The sequence below is a fragment of the Cupriavidus sp. OTU4054 genome (assembly GCF_038440175.1).
Taxonomy (GTDB): Bacteria; Pseudomonadota; Gammaproteobacteria; order Burkholderiales; family Burkholderiaceae; genus Cupriavidus; species Cupriavidus pauculus_D.
This window is the reverse complement of record NZ_JASATF010000033.1, coordinates 1-15,664: the sequence shown is the minus strand read 5'-3', so window position 1 is coordinate 15,664 and position 15,664 is coordinate 1. Positions and strand designations below refer to the sequence as shown.

At 67.4% G+C, this 15,664-nt stretch carries 13 protein-coding genes; 9 read left to right on the top strand and 4 right to left on the bottom strand.

Annotation, left to right across the window (positions count from 1 at the left end; translation table 11 throughout):
* The first annotated feature begins 172 nt into the window (after positions 1 to 172).
* Both AAHB16_RS28115 and AAHB16_RS28110 read left to right on the top strand, forming a co-directional pair.
* Positions 173 to 391 carry a hypothetical protein gene (locus tag AAHB16_RS28115; RefSeq protein ID WP_150376977.1) on the top strand — a complete coding sequence of 73 codons (219 nt, stop codon included), beginning with the start codon at positions 173 to 175 and terminating at the stop codon, positions 389 to 391.
* Between the two features lie 10 nt (positions 392 to 401).
* On the top strand, positions 402 to 1,838 hold the full coding sequence (locus AAHB16_RS28110; RefSeq protein ID WP_342052548.1) for an MFS transporter: 1,437 nt from the start codon (positions 402 to 404) through the stop codon (positions 1,836 to 1,838).
* On the opposite strand, the gene AAHB16_RS28105 is transcribed toward AAHB16_RS28110, so the two are convergent.
* Positions 1,835 to 2,563 carry an SDR family NAD(P)-dependent oxidoreductase gene (locus AAHB16_RS28105; RefSeq protein ID WP_150376975.1) on the bottom strand — a complete coding sequence of 243 codons (729 nt, stop codon included), beginning with the start codon at positions 2,561 to 2,563 and terminating at the stop codon, positions 1,835 to 1,837. The two genes, AAHB16_RS28110 and AAHB16_RS28105, sit on opposite strands and share 4 nt — an antisense overlap.
* A gap of 239 nt (positions 2,564 to 2,802) precedes the next feature.
* Here AAHB16_RS28105 and AAHB16_RS28100 point away from each other — a divergent pair, with 239 nt between their 5' ends.
* Positions 2,803 to 3,633, top strand: a complete 831-nt coding sequence (locus AAHB16_RS28100; protein ID WP_223851826.1) for an EamA family transporter — start codon at positions 2,803 to 2,805, stop codon at positions 3,631 to 3,633.
* Here AAHB16_RS28100 and AAHB16_RS28095 read toward each other — a convergent pair whose 3' ends face one another.
* On the bottom strand, positions 3,634 to 4,200 hold the full coding sequence (locus tag AAHB16_RS28095; RefSeq protein WP_342052547.1) for a GNAT family N-acetyltransferase: 567 nt from the start codon (positions 4,198 to 4,200) through the stop codon (positions 3,634 to 3,636).
* Between the two features lie 90 nt (positions 4,201 to 4,290).
* On the opposite strand from AAHB16_RS28095, the gene AAHB16_RS28090 reads away from it, so the two are divergent.
* From AAHB16_RS28090 to AAHB16_RS28065, 6 genes are all read left to right on the top strand, one after another.
* Positions 4,291 to 4,806, top strand: a complete 516-nt coding sequence (locus AAHB16_RS28090) for a winged helix-turn-helix transcriptional regulator (RefSeq protein WP_342052546.1) — start codon at positions 4,291 to 4,293, stop codon at positions 4,804 to 4,806.
* A 301-nt stretch (positions 4,807 to 5,107) separates the two neighbouring features.
* Positions 5,108 to 6,427 (top strand): MFS transporter, encoded by a 1,320-nt coding sequence (locus AAHB16_RS28085; protein ID WP_150376972.1) that lies wholly within the window; start codon positions 5,108 to 5,110, stop codon positions 6,425 to 6,427.
* A gap of 29 nt (positions 6,428 to 6,456) precedes the next feature.
* Complete coding sequence (gene nirB, locus AAHB16_RS28080) at positions 6,457 to 9,039, top strand: nitrite reductase large subunit NirB (RefSeq protein WP_342052545.1); 2,583 nt, start codon at positions 6,457 to 6,459, stop codon at positions 9,037 to 9,039.
* Positions 9,040 to 9,076: 37 nt separating this feature from the next.
* Positions 9,077 to 9,469, top strand: coding sequence for a nitrite reductase small subunit NirD (nirD, locus tag AAHB16_RS28075; RefSeq protein WP_342052544.1), 393 nt, complete (start codon positions 9,077 to 9,079; stop codon positions 9,467 to 9,469).
* Entirely contained in the window at positions 9,466 to 10,719 is a 1,254-nt protein-coding gene (locus AAHB16_RS28070; RefSeq protein WP_342052543.1) for an NAD(P)/FAD-dependent oxidoreductase, read from the top strand. Before nirD ends, AAHB16_RS28070 begins: the two co-directional genes overlap by 4 nt.
* Before the next feature lie 35 nt (positions 10,720 to 10,754).
* Positions 10,755 to 13,493: a molybdopterin-dependent oxidoreductase gene (locus tag AAHB16_RS28065; RefSeq protein ID WP_342052542.1), complete on the top strand. Its 2,739-nt coding sequence runs from the start codon at positions 10,755 to 10,757 to the stop codon at positions 13,491 to 13,493.
* Positions 13,494 to 13,501: 8 nt separating this feature from the next.
* Here the strand turns inward: AAHB16_RS28065 and AAHB16_RS28060 are convergent, their stop codons facing one another.
* Together AAHB16_RS28060 and AAHB16_RS28055 are read right to left on the bottom strand one after the other, a co-directional pair.
* Complete coding sequence (locus tag AAHB16_RS28060; RefSeq protein WP_342052541.1) at positions 13,502 to 14,152, bottom strand: lytic transglycosylase domain-containing protein; 651 nt, start codon at positions 14,150 to 14,152, stop codon at positions 13,502 to 13,504.
* Positions 14,153 to 14,182: 30 nt separating this feature from the next.
* On the bottom strand, positions 14,183 to 15,319 hold the full coding sequence (locus AAHB16_RS28055; protein ID WP_191002452.1) for a chitinase: 1,137 nt from the start codon (positions 15,317 to 15,319) through the stop codon (positions 14,183 to 14,185).
* Between the last annotated feature and the right edge of the window lie 345 nt (positions 15,320 to 15,664).

Below are 15,664 nucleotides of genomic sequence, written 5' to 3'. Positions count from 1 at the left end.
TTGTAGCGGTTTTGTACTTCTCCGGAACCCCGGGGGGATGCCCTCGTCAAAGCAATGACTGCTGAATGCGGCCATCATGCGCCGCAGCATGCCGCCACTCGAAAGACGCTCTCATTCTGGAAGCGTCGCCGCGTCCCCAGCAAACCGCTCCCCTCTCGCCAAGGAGAACACTGTGCTGAGCCCACATGAACTTGCCACGCTGATGTTGATCGGCAGTGGCCCGCATACTCGTACCGATACGACACCGGACCATCCCGAGATCGATCCGGTCGATCTCGACGCGTTGATCGCGCGACAACTGGTCAGCATCGAATCCTCGGAGGATCGATCGCTGCCCCAGATCACCGACCACGGCCGCTCGATGCTGAAGGCCGTCGGCCGCGACTGCTGAACCCGACCTGTTGACCACAACCGGCTGGCAATCCGACATCCCGGCCCGGCTCGACCGGCTGCCATGGTCTCCATGGCACTGGCGCGTCGCGATCGCCCTTGGCATCGCATGGGTACTCGATGGGCTGGAGGTCACGCTGGTCGGCTCCGTGGGAGCCGTGCTCGAGCGCTCCGATACGCTGGCGCTCACTGCCGCGCAGGTAGGCTGGAGCGGCTCGCTCTACATTCTCGGCGCCGTCACCGGCGCACTCGTTTTCGGCCGCATGGCCGACCGCCTCGGCCGCAAACGGCTGTTTCTCGCGACGTTGTTCGTCTATATGGGCGCGACGCTGGCCACGGCGTTCTCCCCCGATTTCGCGTTTTTCGCCGTTTGCCGGTTTCTCACGGGGCTTGGCATCGGCGGCGAATATGCGGCCATCAATTCCGCGATCGACGAACTGATTCCCGCGCGCGTGCGCGGCCGCGTGAATCTTGCGATCAATGGCAGCTTCTGGCTCGGTGCCGCGCTCGGCGCGGGCTTGAGCCTCGTGGTGCTGGACCCGCGCGCGCTGGGCCCCGTGTGGGGCTGGCGCGCGTGCTTCGCGCTCGGCGCGGTGCTCGCGGTGGCCATCGTGCTGATTCGACGGCATGTGCCCGAGAGCCCCCGATGGCTCGCCACGCATGGGCGGCACGAGGAAGCCGAACGGATCATCGCGCAGATCGAGGCCGAGGTGACGCGACAGCGCGGCCCGCTCGCGGACGTGCCCGCCACGCATGCGAAGGTCGCCTACGCGGGCCGGCCGTCGCCGTCGCTGCGCGAAGTGGTCGGCATCCTGCTGAAACGCTATCGCACGCGCAGCGTGGTGACGTTCGTGCTGATGGTGTCGCAGGCATTCTTCTACAACGCGATCTTCTTTACCTACGCCCTCGTCCTCACGCGCTTCGAAGGCGTGGCCGAGGAACGCGTGGCGCTCTACCTGTTCCCGTTCGCGCTGGGCAACGCCGCGGGTCCGCTTATCCTCGGCCCGCTGTTCGACCGCATCGGCCGGCGCAAGATGATTGCGCTGACCTACTGCCTGTCGGGCGCGGGCCTCGCCGCAACGGGCTATGCGTTCATGCACGGCATGCTCGACGCCCGCTCGCTCGCGCTCTGCTGGTCCGGCGTCTTCTTCCTCGCCTCGGCGGCCGCGAGCTCGGCCTATCTCACCGCGAGCGAAGTGTTCCCACTGGAAATGCGCGCGCTCGCCATCTCCATCTTCTATGCGGTGGGCACGGGCACGGGCGGTTTCATCGCACCGGTGCTGTTCGGCACCCTGATCGAAACGGGCAGCCGCGACGCGGTGGCAGCGGGCTACGGCATCGGCGCGCTACTGGTCATCGTGGCGGGGCTGCTGGCATTGCGATACGGCGTCGATGCCGAACGCCGATCGCTCGAGGACATCGCGCCGCCGTTGGGCGTGGACGCCTAGCTCAGCCCATCCAGCACGATATGCTGCCCGTGCATCGCCTGCGCGCCTTCGGAAGCGAGGAAGGCGATGGTTCTGGCGGCGGTGCCGGTCGAGACCCAGCGGGCGGGGTCCGATGACGGCATGCCGTTGCGGTTGGCCGGGGTGTCGAGGATGCTCGGGGCGATGCTGTTGACGTTGATACCGGCGTCCCGGACTTCGCGGGACAGGCTTTCGACGAGGCGTTGCAGGGCGCTCTTGGACGCGATATAGGCCCCCATCGTGGCGGCACCTGCCGAGGCGGCACGCGCGGTGACCGCGATGACCTTGCCGCTGCGCTGGAACATCATCGCGGGAATGAAATGGCCCGTGACGGCGATGAAGGACCACGCATTCAGGTCCATCATGCGCGTCCACGATTCGCGGCTCAGCGTATGCGTGGGTTCGCCCATCTCGAAACCGCCGGCCACGTGGACCAGCACATCGACCGAGCCGAACGCGTCTAGGATCGCCGCGGCAACGGGCGCCATCGCGGCGTCGGACGTCACGTCCGCCGCGTGCAGCAGATGGCCGCCGTGGTCCGGCTCCGGATGCGCGAAGACGCTTTGCAGGTGCTGCAGGCTGTGGTCGATCAGCGCGAGCCGGGCGCCCTCGCCCGCGAAGCGGCTGGCCACCGCGCGGCCCAGCGCGCCGGCCGCGCCGGTAATGACGACATGACGCACAGGCTGGCGTGGCGTGTTGGCTTCCATCGCAATCTCCGGGGCTGAGGGTCTTTACACCATAGAACCCCCACTGCCTGGCTGCCAGTGCGGCGGTGCCTGCCGGCACCACAACTGTGCAGCGCCAAATGCCAAAAGTGTGTATGGCCCGCCGCCAGACGCTCGGCGATGATGCGGCTCCCCAGACCACCGCCACAGGACCCGAAGTGCCACCCTCCCGCACCAGCCAGAGCGCCACGCTCATCGCCGTCCTCGCGCTGATCGGGTCGATGGCATCGCTTTGCGTGGGCACCTCGTACGCCAAGAGCCTGTTCTCCGTGGTCGGCGCCCAGGGCACCACCGCGCTGCGCGTCGGATTCTCGGCGCTGATCCTGCTCGCGGTCTGGCGCCCATGGCGCCTGCCCTTGTCCGGCCACCACGCGCGTGTCATCGCGCTCTACGGTGCCTCCCTCGGCGCGACCAACCTGCTGTTCTATATGGCGCTGCGCAGCATTCCGCTCGGCCTGTGCATCGCGATCGAATTCATGGGCCCGCTGACGGTGGCCGTGCTGTCGTCGCGCCGGGCCATCGACTTCCTCTGGATCGGGTTCGCGGTGGTCGGGCTGTGGATGCTGCTGCCGCTGGGCGATGCGGCCACGCATCTGGATCCGGTCGGCCTGGGCTATGCGCTAGCAGCGGGCGTCGGCTGGGCGCTCTATATCGTGTTCGGGCAGATGGCGGGCAGCGCACACGGCGGGCAGGCCACGTCGCTGGGCCTGACGGTGGCGGCCATCGTGGTGTTTCCGTTCGGCATCGCGCATGCGGGCAGCGAACTGTTCGCGCCCTCGCTGCTGATCTCGGGGCTCGCGGTAGGCCTGCTCTCGAGCGCGATTCCCTATTCGCTGGAAATGGTGTCGCTCAAGCGGCTGCCGCGCCGGACGTTCGGCATCCTGCTGAGCCTGGAGCCCGCCATGGGCGCGCTAGCCGGGCTCGTGTTCCTGCATGAACAGCTGACGGCCGTGCAGTGGCTGGCCATTGGCAGCATCATCGTCGCGTCGATCGGGTGCACGGTGACCGCGCGCGGCAAGCGGAACGTTGCGGATGAAGGCGTCCCCGCCTGATCAGCCCTGGAACCAGTCGCGGGCGAGCCAGCTCTCGCGCGACGTGGTCGCCAGCGATAGCCGGACTTCGTGCGTGTACGCATCGCCGGGCGTGCGGCGCGTGCTGAAACCGAACTCGCGCATCAACGCCAGCATGCGGCGATTCTCGCTGAGCACGTCGCCGCGCATGCCCCGCAGGCCCTCGGCCCGCGCCAGTTGCCGGAGATGCTGAATCAGCCGGCGGCCCAGACCGCGTCCCTGCCACGCATCGGCGACCACGACCGCGAACTCCGCCTCATCGGCGTCGTTGACCACATAGACCGCATTGGCGACCACCTCGTCCCCATCCGTGACCACGAGCGCGATATTCCGCCCCTCGTGCCGACCAAGGACCCGGCTGATCACCGCATCGCCGACCTGCCCGCCCGACAGAAAACGGAAATAGCGCGACTCGCGCGACAACCCGTCGATAAACCGACGCAGTGCCGACATATCGTCGGTCCGGGCGCTCCGCACGGTGACTTCGCGATTGCCGCAGAGGGTCCAGTGCATCGCCGCGCCGTGCGCGTTGGTGTCATGCCGTGCCATGTCGAAACCTGACTATTTAATTCGTAGTCAGGAGTATAGGCACTATCCTGACTTTTGCAAATGAAGTCAGCGTGCTATTGTGGAAGCATCATGTCTTCCGCGACCCCTTCGACCCCCTCTTCCCTCCCCGCCTCCTCTCCAGCGCCGTTGCCGCCACCTATCGACCTGAGCCAGTGCTCGATCGCGGCCGCGCTGTCGTTGGTGGGCGAAAAGTGGACGATCCTGATCCTGCGCGACGTGTTCTCGGGCGTCCGTCGCTTCGACGACTTCCTCGCGCGGCTTCAGTGCTCGCCCGCCGTCCTGTCGGCGCGGCTCAAGTCGCTGACCGAAGCCGGCCTGCTCCGCAAGGTCAGCTACAAGGAACCGGGCGAACGCGAACGGTTCGGCTATCACCCCACACGCTCGGCCGTCGAACTGCTGCCAGTGCTGGTGGGCCTCATGCAATGGGGCGACGCACACCTGACCTCCTGCGGCCAGGGACCGGCCGAGGTCCGCGCGCGATCGTCCGGCCTGAAGGTCCGCGTGGCGCTCCTCGACGAGCATGGCGAGCCCGTGGCGCCGAACGATATGGTGCTGCAGGCGACCGCGCCCGCGACGGCATCCTGAACGCCGCGCGCTGCCCCAAAACGCTGCGCTGCACCATGACCGTGCGATCGCCCCATGGTGGCGCGCCGGTTACGGTGCATCGACCGGGCGTTTCCCGCACTTTCCGCTCGAATTCGTAACGCGAACGCCATATTCAGGCTTGGCACACGGCTTGCGATATAGGGAGCGGGCCGATCAACGGCGATCCGCCCACCCCACATCGCACGCTGGCTATTCCATGTAGCTGGCGGTAGGACAACGGCGTCCCCAGAACTGGTCCATGACCAGCCTCTCGGGACGCCTTTTGTTTTTGGAGCCACGAATGATCGGCAAAGCCACCCGAATCGATCTGCTGAGCATGAAAACGCCGCAGATGCGCGCCTTCCACCTGACCTGGATGGCGTTCTTCGTCTCGTTCTTCGCGTGGTTCGCCTGCGCGCCGCTGATGCCGGTGCTCAAGGGCGAATTCGGCCTGACGCCGAACCAGATTGCCAATATCAATATCGCGGCCGTCGCGGTCACGATTCTCGTGCGCCTGGTCATCGGCCCGATGTGCGACCGCTTTGGCCCCCGAAAGACCTACACCGGCCTGCTCGCCATCGGCGCCCTGCCCGTGCTCGGCGTGGCGCTGGCGCAGAACTACGAGACGTTCCTGTTCTTCCGCCTGCTGATCGGCGCCGTGGGCGCGAGCTTCGTCATCACGCAGTACCACACGTCCGTGATGTTCGCCCCCAACGTGGTCGGCACCGCCAACGCGGCGGCGGCCGGCTGGGGCAATGCGGGCGGCGGCGTGGCGCAGGGCCTGATGCCGCTGCTGCTCGGCGCCGTGCTGTTCCTCGGCGTGGACCACACGCTCGGCTGGCGCATCGCGCTGATCGTGCCCGGCGTGCTGATGCTGATCATGGCCGTCGTGTACTGGCGCTTCACGCAGGACTCGCCCGAAGGCAATTTCTCCGACCTGCGCGCCCGCGGCATTGCCGTTTCGGGTGGCAAGGGCGGTGGCGGATGGGCCAGCTTCCGCGCGGCCAGCGCCAACTACCGCGTGTGGATGCTGTTCATTACGTACGGCGCGTGCTTCGGCGTGGAACTGTTCATCCATAACGTGGCGGCGACCTACTACGTCGATCATTTCGGCCTGTCGCTCAAGTCCGCCGGCCTCGCGGCCGCCAGCTTCGGCCTGCTCGCGCTGTTCGCCCGCGCGCTCGGCGGCTGGCTGTCCGACAAGGCCGCGCAGCGCCGTGGCCTCGACGCCCGCTCGATGCTGCTGTTCGTGTTCATCCTCGGCGAAGGCCTGGGCCTGCTGTGGTTCGCGCAAGCCTCGAGCGTGACGCTCGCGATCGTCGCGATGCTGCTGTTCGGCCTGTTCACCCATATGGCCTGCGGCGCGACGTATGCGCTGGTGCCGTTCATCGACCGCAAGGCGCTCGGCGGCGTGGCCGGCATCATCGGCGCCGGCGGCAATGTCGGCGCGGTGGCGGCCGGCTTCCTGATGAAGGGCCTCGGCGATCTGCACCAGACGCTCACGTGGCTGGGCATCACGGCCACGCTCGCGGCGCTGTGCGCCATCGCCGTCCGCTTCAGCGCGGAACACAAGGCCCGCGAGCAGGCGCTCTACGACAGCGCACTCGGCACGCAACCCTGAACAACACCCACATCCCCAGGACAGCCATCATGAAAATCGTTATCGTCGGGCACGGCATGGTCGGCCACAAGTTCCTCGAAGTCCTCGCCGAAGCGGACAGCAACGACGGCGCGGGCGACCTCGAGGTGACCGTGCTCTGCGAAGAGCCGCGCCCCGCTTATGATCGCGTGCATCTGTCGGAATTCTTCGCGGGCAAGTCGGCCGAGGATCTGTCGCTGGTGCCCGAAGGGTTCTTCGAGCAGCACGGCAACATGCTGCTGCGCCTGAACGCGAAGGCCACGGCGATCGATACCGTCGCCAGGACCGTGACCGCGTCCACCGGCGAAACGCTGCCCTACGACAAGCTGATCCTGGCCACCGGTTCGTATCCGTTCGTGCCGCCCGTGCCGGGCAAGGACCGCACGGACTGCTTCGTCTACCGCACCATCGAAGACCTCGAGGCCATGCAGGAGTGCGGCACGCGCGCCAGGCGCGGCGTCGTGATCGGCGGCGGCCTGCTGGGCCTGGAATGCGCGAAGGCCTTGCGCGACATGAACCTGGAAACGCACGTGGTCGAGTTCGCGCCGCGCCTGATGGCGGTGCAGGTCGATGACGGCGGCGGCCGCATGCTGCGCCAGAAGATCGAATCGCTCGGCGTGACCGTGCACACCGGCAAGAACACCGTCGAGATCGTCGATGGCGAGACCGCGACCCATCGCATGAACTTTGCCGATGGCACGCACCTCGAGGTCGATATGATCGTGTTCTCGGCCGGCATCCGTCCGCGCGACGAACTCGCGCGCGCCAGCGGCCTCGCCGTCGGCGAGCGCGGCGGCATCGTGGTGGACAACAACTGCCTGACGTCGGACCCGCACGTGTACGCGATTGGCGAATGCGCGCTGTGGCAGGGCAAGATCTTCGGCCTCGTGGCCCCCGGCTACGACATGGCCCGCGTGGCCGCGAAGCACCTGCGCGGCCATACCGGTGAAGGCGCCGAGTTCGCGGGCGCGGACATGAGCACCAAGCTCAAGCTGATGGGCGTGGACGTGGCCAGCATCGGCGATCCGCACGGCAACGTGCCCGGTAGCCGCTCGTACCAGTTCACCGACGAACGCAAGCAGATCTACAAGAAGCTCGTGGTCTCCGACTGCGGCAAGTTTCTGCTGGGCGGCGTGCTCATCGGCGATGCCACCGAGTACGGCACGCTGCTGCAGATGATGCTGAACCGCATCGAGCTGCCGGAGTCGCCCGAATTCCTGATCCTGCCGTCGTCCGATGGCCAGGCGAGGCCCGCGCTCGGCGCCGACGCGCTGCCCGATACGGCCCAGATCTGCTCGTGCAACAACGTGAGCAAGGGCCAGATCTGCGCGGCCGTGACCGACGGCGCCACCAGCATCGGCGCGCTCAAGTCGTGCACGAAGGCCGGCACCGCTTGCGGCGGCTGCGTGCCGCTGGTGACGCAGATCATGAAGGCGGAGATGAAGAAGCAGGGCATGGCGGTGAACAACCACCTGTGCGAGCACTTCCCCTACTCCCGCCAGGAGCTCCACCACCTCGTCCGCGTGGGCAAGTTCCGCACGTTCGACGACCTGCTGGCCGCGCATGGCCACGGCATGGGCTGCGATATCTGCAAGCCGACCGTCGCCAATATTCTGGCTTCGTGCTGGAACGACTTCGTGCTCCAGCCCGACAACGCGAGTCTGCAGGATTCCAACGATTACTTCCTGGCCAATATCCAGAAGGACGGCACCTACTCGGTGGTGCCGCGCATGCCCGGCGGCGAAGTCACGCCGGACGGCCTGATCGCGGTCGGACAGGTGGCCAAGAAATACGGCCTCTACACCAAGATCACGGGCGGCGCGCGCGTGGACATGTTCGGCGCGCGGCTGGAACAGCTGCCGCTGATCTGGGAAGAACTGATCGCGGCCGGCTTCGAATCGGGCCACGCCTACGGCAAGTCCCTGCGCACGGTGAAGTCCTGCGTGGGTTCCACCTGGTGCCGCTATGGCGTGGACGATTCGGTGGGCCTCGCGATCGCACTCGAGAACCGCTACAAGGGCCTGCGCGCGCCGCACAAGATCAAGTTCGGCGTATCGGGCTGCACGCGCGAATGCGCCGAGGCACAGGGCAAGGACGTCGGCGTCATCGCCACGGAAAAAGGCTGGAACCTCTACGTCTGCGGCAATGGCGGCATGAAGCCGCGCCATGCGGAACTGCTCGCGGGCGACCTCGACCGCGACACGCTGCTGCGCTACATCGACCGGTTCCTGATGTTCTACATCCGCACCGCCGACCGCCTGCAACGCACGAGCGTCTGGCGCGACAACCTCGAGGGCGGCCTGGACTACCTGAAGTCGGTCGTCATCGACGACAAGCTCGGCATCGGCGCGGACCTCGAGGCCGACATGCAGCACGTGGTCGATACCTACGAGGACGAATGGAAGCGCGCGGTCACCGATCCGGCCACGCGCCAGCGCTTCCGCCATTTCGTCAACAGCGACGCGCACGACAACAACGTCGTGTTCATGGAAGAACGCGGACAGGTACGCCCCGCCACGCCGGAGGAACGGAAATTGCAGCACGCGAAGCTGCACCACATCCCCGTGGTAGCCGTGCCCGCAAACGCAGCATAAGCGCCGAGTAAGCGCCGAAAAACGAACGGAGAACGTGATGAGCCATACGCATCGGAACGAAACCTGGACCGCCATCTGCACCTTGCGCGATATCGTGCCCAATACTGGTGTGTGCGCGCTGGTCGACGACCAGCAGGTCGCCGTCTTCCGGATTGGCCGTGGCGAAGAGGTCTACGCGATCGCAAACTTCGACCCCAACTCGCAGGCGTCGGTGCTGTCGCGCGGCATCGTGGGCAATCTGGGCGAGCGGCTCGTGGTGGCCTCGCCGATCTACAAGCAGCATTTCGACCTGCGCACGGGCGAATGCCTGGAAGCCCCCGAGCATTCGGTGCAGGCGTTCTCGGCGCGCCTCTACGACGGCAAGGTATGGGTGGCCCAGGTCTCCGCCAGTGCGATGACGGAAGCCCAGACCGAGGAACTCGCGGCATGACGGTCTCGCCAGCTTCCCGCAAGCCTCGCCTCGTCGTGATCGGCAACGGCATGGCCGGCATGCGCACGGTCGAGGAACTGCTGAAGCTGGCGCCCGACCTCTACGACATCGCCGTGTTCGGCGCCGAGCCGCACGGCAACTACAACCGCATCTTGCTGTCGCCGGTGCTCGCGGGCGAGAAGACCGTGGACGACATCATGCTGAATACGCGCGAGTGGTATGCGCAGAACGGCATCGAATTGTTCGCGGGCGATCCCGTCGTCGCGATCGACCGCCCGCGCCGCATCGTGCGCGCGCAGTCGGGCCGCGAAGTCGGCTACGACCGCCTGCTGATTGCCACGGGCTCCACGCCGTTCATCCTGCCGGTGCCGGGGCATACGCTGGATGGCGTCATCGCGTTCCGCGACATTCAGGATGTGGAAAAGATGCTGGCCGCCGCGCGCGATCACCGCCACGCCGTGGTGATCGGCGGGGGGCTGCTCGGGCTGGAGGCGGCCAACGGCCTGCTGCGTCAGGGCATGCAGGTCACGGTCGTGCACAACACCGACAGCCTGATGGAGCGCCAGCTCGACAAGCCCGCTTCCGCGCTGCTCAAGATCGCGCTCGAACGCAAGGGCCTGCGCTTCCTGCTCGCCGCGCAGACCGAGGCGATCCTCGGCGACGTCAGCGAGTCGCCGCGCGTGATCGGCGTGCGCTTCAAGGACGGCAGCGAGATCCCGGCGGACCTCGTCGTGATGACCGCTGGCGTGCGGCCGAACATCGCGCTCGCGGCCAGCGCCGGTCTGCATTGCGAACGCGCGATCGTCGTCGACGACACGCTGCAGACGTTCGACCCGCGCGTCTACGCCGTGGGCGAATGCGTGCAGCATCGCCAGGCCACGTTCGGCCTCGTGGCACCGATCTGGGATCAGGCGCGTGTCTGCGCCGCGCACCTCGCGGGCGCGGGCCATCGCCGCTACGTGCAGCAGGCCACCGCGACCAAGCTCAAGGTGACCGGCGTCGATCTGTATTCGGCCGGAGACTTCATCGGCGGCGAAGACAGCGAGGACCTCGTGCTGCGCGATCCGCGCCGCGGCATCTACAAGCGCCTCGTGCTGGAGCACGGGAAGCTCGTCGGCGCCGTGCTGTACGGGGACGTCAAGGACGGCCCCTGGTATTTCGACCTGATTCAGACGGGCCAGCCCGTGCAGGCCCTGCGCCAGCGCCTGCTGTTCGGCAAGGCGCAGTGCGAAGCGCTGCTGGCCGCGTGAACGGCATCCCCCTCAAGACTCGTAGAGACGAACGCGTGAACCTGTCCGACATTGCAGTGGTCTCGGCCACGCCGACCGCCACGACCTCGACCACGTGCCCGTACTGCGGCGTCGGCTGCGGCGTGCGCGCGACCGTGCGCGCCGACGGACAGGTCGACATTCAGGGCGATGTCGATCATGCGTCGAATCATGGCCGCCTGTGCGTCAAGGGCTCCGCGCTCGGCGATACGGTATCGCTCGACGGCCGCCTGCTGCATCCGCAGATGCGCGAGGCCGACGGCACGCTGCGCCGCGTCTCGTGGGATACCGCGCTGGACGCCGTGGCGCAGGGTTTCTCGCGGGTCGTGGCCGAGCACGGTCCCGACGCGGTGGCGCTGTACGTCTCGGGCCAGATCCTGACCGAGGACTACTACGTCGCCAACAAGCTCATGAAGGGCTTTATCGGTTCGGCCAATATCGACACGAACTCGCGCCTGTGCATGTCTTCGGCCGTGGCCGGCCACAAGCGCGCGTTCGGCGAGGACCTCGTGCCGTGCAGCTACGAGGACCTGGAGCAGGCGGACCTCGTCGTGCTGGTGGGCTCGAACACCGCGTGGTGCCATCCGATCCTGTTCCAGCGCCTGTCGAAGGCACGCGAGGCGCGGCCTGACATGAAGATCGTGGTCGTCGATCCGCGCCGCACCGCTACCTGCGAGATGGCGGACATGCATCTGCCGCTGCGCGCGGGAACCGACGTGGCGCTGTTCAACGGTCTGCTGGCCTATCTGGCCCGCAATGGCCATACCGACGAGGCATTCGTCGCCGCGCATACCTCGGGCCTCGACGATACGCTGCGTGCCGCCGATGCCGAGGGCATGGATATCGAGAACGTGGCGCGCACCTGCCGCCTCGATCCGCGTGACCTGGAGGCGTTCTACCAGCTGTTCGCGGATACCCGCAAGGTCGTGACCGCATTCTCGATGGGCGTCAACCAGTCCTCGTCCGGCACCGACAAGGTCAACAGCATCATCAACTGCCATCTGCTCACGGGCCGCATCGGCGCGCCAGCGATGGGACCGTTTTCGCTCACGGGCCAGCCCAATGCGATGGGCGGCCGCGAAGTCGGCGGCCTGGCCAATATGCTGGCCGCGCATATGGAACTGGCGGATCCGCTGCATCGCGATATCGTGCAGACGTTCTGGCAGTCACCCGCCATGGCCGACAAGCCCGGGCTGAAGGCCGTGGACCTGTTCCAGGCGATCGAATCCGGCCGCATCAAGGCGGTGTGGGTCATGGCCACCAATCCGCTCGTAAGCCTGCCCGACGCCGATCAGGCGCGCCGCGCGCTCGCAAAGTGCGAACTGGTGGTGTCGTCCGATATCGTCGTGCACACCGACACCAACGACGCCGCGCGCATCCTGCTGCCCGCGCTGGGCTGGGGCGAGAAGGACGGCACGGTCACCAACACCGAGCGCCGCATTTCGCGCCAGCGTGCGTTCCTGCCCGCGCCGGGCGAGGCGCGCGCGGACTGGGACATCCTCAGCGAGGTCGCGCGCCGCATGGGCTTTGCGGGCTTCGACTACACGTCGCCGCACGAGATCTTCGACGAGCATGCGCGGCTCTCCGCGTTCCGCAACGGCGAGGCCGCCGAGGGCGATGCATGGCGCGCGTTCGATATCGGCGGGCTCACGGGGCTGAACAAGCAGGATTACGACGCGCTGGAACCCGTGCAATGGCCGCTGCGCGACCGTGCCGACGCCGGTACCGAGCGCCTGTTCACCGATGGCCGCTACGCGCATGCCGACGGCCGCGCGCGCTTCGTGCCGACGCCGCCGCGCGCGCCCATGCACGCGACCGACGACGAATACCCGCTGGTGCTCAACACGGGCCGCGTCCGCGACCAGTGGCACACAATGACGCGCACGGGACGTTCCGCGCGGCTGGGCGAACACATGCCCGAGCCGATCGTCGATATGCACCCGCAGGACGCGCTGCTGTGCGGCGTGAGCGAAGGCCGCCTGGCGCGTGTCACCAGCCAGTGGGGCGCGATGGTCGCGCGCGTGCGCCACGGTGGCGGCATTGCGCGCGGCACGATCTTCGTGCCGATCCACTGGAACGACCAGTTCAGCTCCGACGCGCGCGTCGGTGCCGTGGTCAACCCCGCCGTCGATCCGGTATCCGGCGAGCCCGAGTTCAAGCACACGCCCGTGCGCGTCGAGGAATTCCGCGTGTCCTGGCATGGCTTTGCGCTCGCGCGCGAGGAGGTGGACCTCGATCGCCTGACATGGTGGACGCGCGTGCAGGGCCGCGAATTCCATCGCTACGAGTTCGCGGGACGCGAGACCGTGGCGGACCGCTCCGCCTGGGCGCGCGAACTGCTCGGCGTGACCGATCCCGATGCCGACTGGATCGAGTACGAGGATCGCACCGCCGGTGTCTATCACGCGGGCTATGTGGTCAACGACCGGCTCGTGGCCTGCGTGTATGTTTCCACGCGTCCCGACCTGCCCTCCCGCACGTGGCTCTCGCAGCTGTTCGCGCACGAGCGGCTCGAGGATGCGGACCGCATCGGCCTGCTGCTGGGCCAGCCGATGGAGAAGATCGCGGACGCGGGGCCCACGGTGTGCTCGTGCTTTGGCGTGGGACGCAACACGATATGCGATGCCGTGCGCCAGCACGACCTCAAGACGCCTGCCGAGATCACGAAGTGCGTGAAGGCGGGCGGCAATTGCGGTTCGTGCGTGCCCGAGCTCAAGAAGCTGCTGGCGGAGATTCGCGTCGCCGAGGCCGCGTAGGCGGCCCTCTAGCTGGCCATCCGGTAGCGGCCGATCATCAGCCGCACCTCGCTCACATACCGCTGCGTTTCGGCATACGGCGGCACGCCGCCGTATCGCTCCACCGCGGCTTCGCCCGCATTGAACCCCGCCAGCGCAAGATCCACGTTGCCGCCGAAGCGCGCGAGCAGCCAGACCAGATACCGCACCCCGCCGCGAATGTTCTGCGCCGAGTCGAAGGCATCCTGCACGCCGAAGCGCTGCGCGGTGCCGGGCATCAACTGCATCAGTCCCTGTGCCCCGGCACGCGACACCGCGCGCGGGTTGAACGCGGACTCCACATGGATGATCGCGCGCACCGTGGCCGCATCGATACCAAACTCCCGCGCGACGGCGTCGATCTCGCGCGCATAGGATGCGGTATCGAGCGGGCGCGGCAGATACGGCTGCGCGGGCTCGCGGCGGGCGGGCACCACGATGTCGATGCCCGGCACGCGGCGGCATTGCATCGCCGGCACCCGCTGCGTGGCGTAAAGCGTGGCGCCAGTTGCGTCCGTGCAGACCAGCATCGCCCATGCGGATGCCGGCACGAAGATCGCCACCAGCACCATGCCCGTCGTCGCGACGATCGCGCCCGTCAGCAACCTGTCGAGGACCCTGAGCAGCGTGAAAATGGACATGTCCGCCTCCGCCCCGCCGTTGAATCACCGTTACTTCGTGTTGTCCACGACGACCTGCCCGTTGTACTCGACCTTGCCGCGGAAGAAGTAGTCGGTGCATTTCTTGTAATCGCCGGGAATCACGAGCGAGAACGGCATCTGGTAATCGACGAGCTTGCAGCCGATGGCGGGCTTGCCGTCGCGCCATGACCAGTCCTTGTCCAGATACGCCTTGACCGCGGCGGCGGAGCCTTCGACGAAGCCGCGCATGTTCGCGCAGCCGAGCGGTTCGTCGGGCGTGACGGGCACACCGAGTTCTTCCGCCATCGCGCGATAGGCGGCAATGCGGTTGACCACCTGCGCCTTCTCCGCGCCGCCGCCGCCGCATTCGATGCCGCCGTTGATGATGTACACGGTGGCGCCGAAGCCGGGTTTCATGTTGTTGCCGAGGTCCACCGCGTTGGGCTTCCATGTGCCGTCGACCACCCAGGTCATCGGGGGCTTGGGCGTCTGCGGCGTGACGGCGAACCAGACCGCCGAGGCGAAGTTCAGCCACGTGTCGGCGACCTTGCCGGGGTTGTCGAGGAGCAGGTTCACATCGCCGTAGAGCGCCTGCGAGAACGGGCCGAAGTTGTAGTTCCATGACAGCTGCTTGGAGCCGCGGCCGAAGTAGTCGAGGAACTGGCCGCTCGCGTTCTTCGCGCAGGGGTAGAAGATCCAGTTGGTCGCGTGCGAGCCGGGTGCGCATTGCTGATACGCGCCGACGGACGAGCCCTCTTCGTAGCCGGACTCCCGCAGGAACCACAGGCCTTGCCGCCAGGCGTCGATGGGCGCGTCGGGCGGCATTTTGGCGAGGATCGGGTTGTTGTGGTCGGGGTAGCCCGAGCGGGCCTGCGCGGGTGTCAGCGATGGCCAGTTGGCGCCGGTTTCCTGGACGAAGTGCGCAAACGAGGTGGCGAGCAGCTTTTTGCAGATGGCGACTGCGTCGCGGCCGTCGGGGTAATCGCCGCAATAGGCGGGGAATTTGGCGATGCCTCGGAGGAGGTTCACGTACGAGTATTTCGTGTGCCGGATGGGGAAGATGGCGTCGAACTTCGCTTCGGGCAGTACCTGCTCCACGCGGCGGACGTTGGAGGGATTCTCGGCGCGGCCGGGCTGGACGGATTCGACTTCGGCGTCGGGGAGCACGCGGAGCGCATCGCGAATCAGCGCGATCTGGCCGGCGGTCTGGTCTACGAGAGATGTCTCGTATTGCGCGAGTTCCGACGCGGAGGGGTAGCCGGCGGGCTCGGCGATGTAGGTGATCTTCGGCTTGTAGGCCGCGGGGGCCGGGCTGGGCGCCGGACTAGGTACCGGGCTAGGGGCCGGGCTAGGGGCCGGGCTAGGTACCGGACTAGGGGCCGGGCTCGGTGCCGGACTGGGCGCCGGACTCGGGGCCGGGCTCGGGGCCGGGCTCGGGGCCGGGCTCGGTGCCGGACTGGGTGCCGGGCTCGGTGCCGGACTTGGTGCCGGTGCCGGTGCCGGTGTCGGTGC

Excerpts from the sequence above, each read along its gene's own strand:
- AAHB16_RS28105 (WP_150376975.1), bottom strand. The coding sequence starts at position 2,563 with ATGGAAGCCAACACGCCACGCCAGCCTGTGCGTCATGTCGTCATTACC.
- AAHB16_RS28100 (WP_223851826.1), top strand. The coding sequence starts at position 2,803 with ATGGCATCGCTTTGCGTGGGCACCTCGTACGCCAAGAGCCTGTTCTCC.
- AAHB16_RS28095 (WP_342052547.1), bottom strand. The coding sequence starts at position 4,200 with ATGGCACGGCATGACACCAACGCGCACGGCGCGGCGATGCACTGGACC.
- AAHB16_RS28090 (WP_342052546.1), top strand. The coding sequence starts at position 4,291 with ATGTCTTCCGCGACCCCTTCGACCCCCTCTTCCCTCCCCGCCTCCTCT.
- AAHB16_RS28085 (WP_150376972.1), top strand. The coding sequence starts at position 5,108 with ATGATCGGCAAAGCCACCCGAATCGATCTGCTGAGCATGAAAACGCCG.
- nirB (WP_342052545.1), top strand. The coding sequence starts at position 6,457 with ATGAAAATCGTTATCGTCGGGCACGGCATGGTCGGCCACAAGTTCCTC.
- nirD (WP_342052544.1), top strand. The coding sequence starts at position 9,077 with ATGAGCCATACGCATCGGAACGAAACCTGGACCGCCATCTGCACCTTG.
- AAHB16_RS28070 (WP_342052543.1), top strand. The coding sequence starts at position 9,466 with ATGACGGTCTCGCCAGCTTCCCGCAAGCCTCGCCTCGTCGTGATCGGC.
- AAHB16_RS28060 (WP_342052541.1), bottom strand. The coding sequence starts at position 14,152 with ATGTCCATTTTCACGCTGCTCAGGGTCCTCGACAGGTTGCTGACGGGC.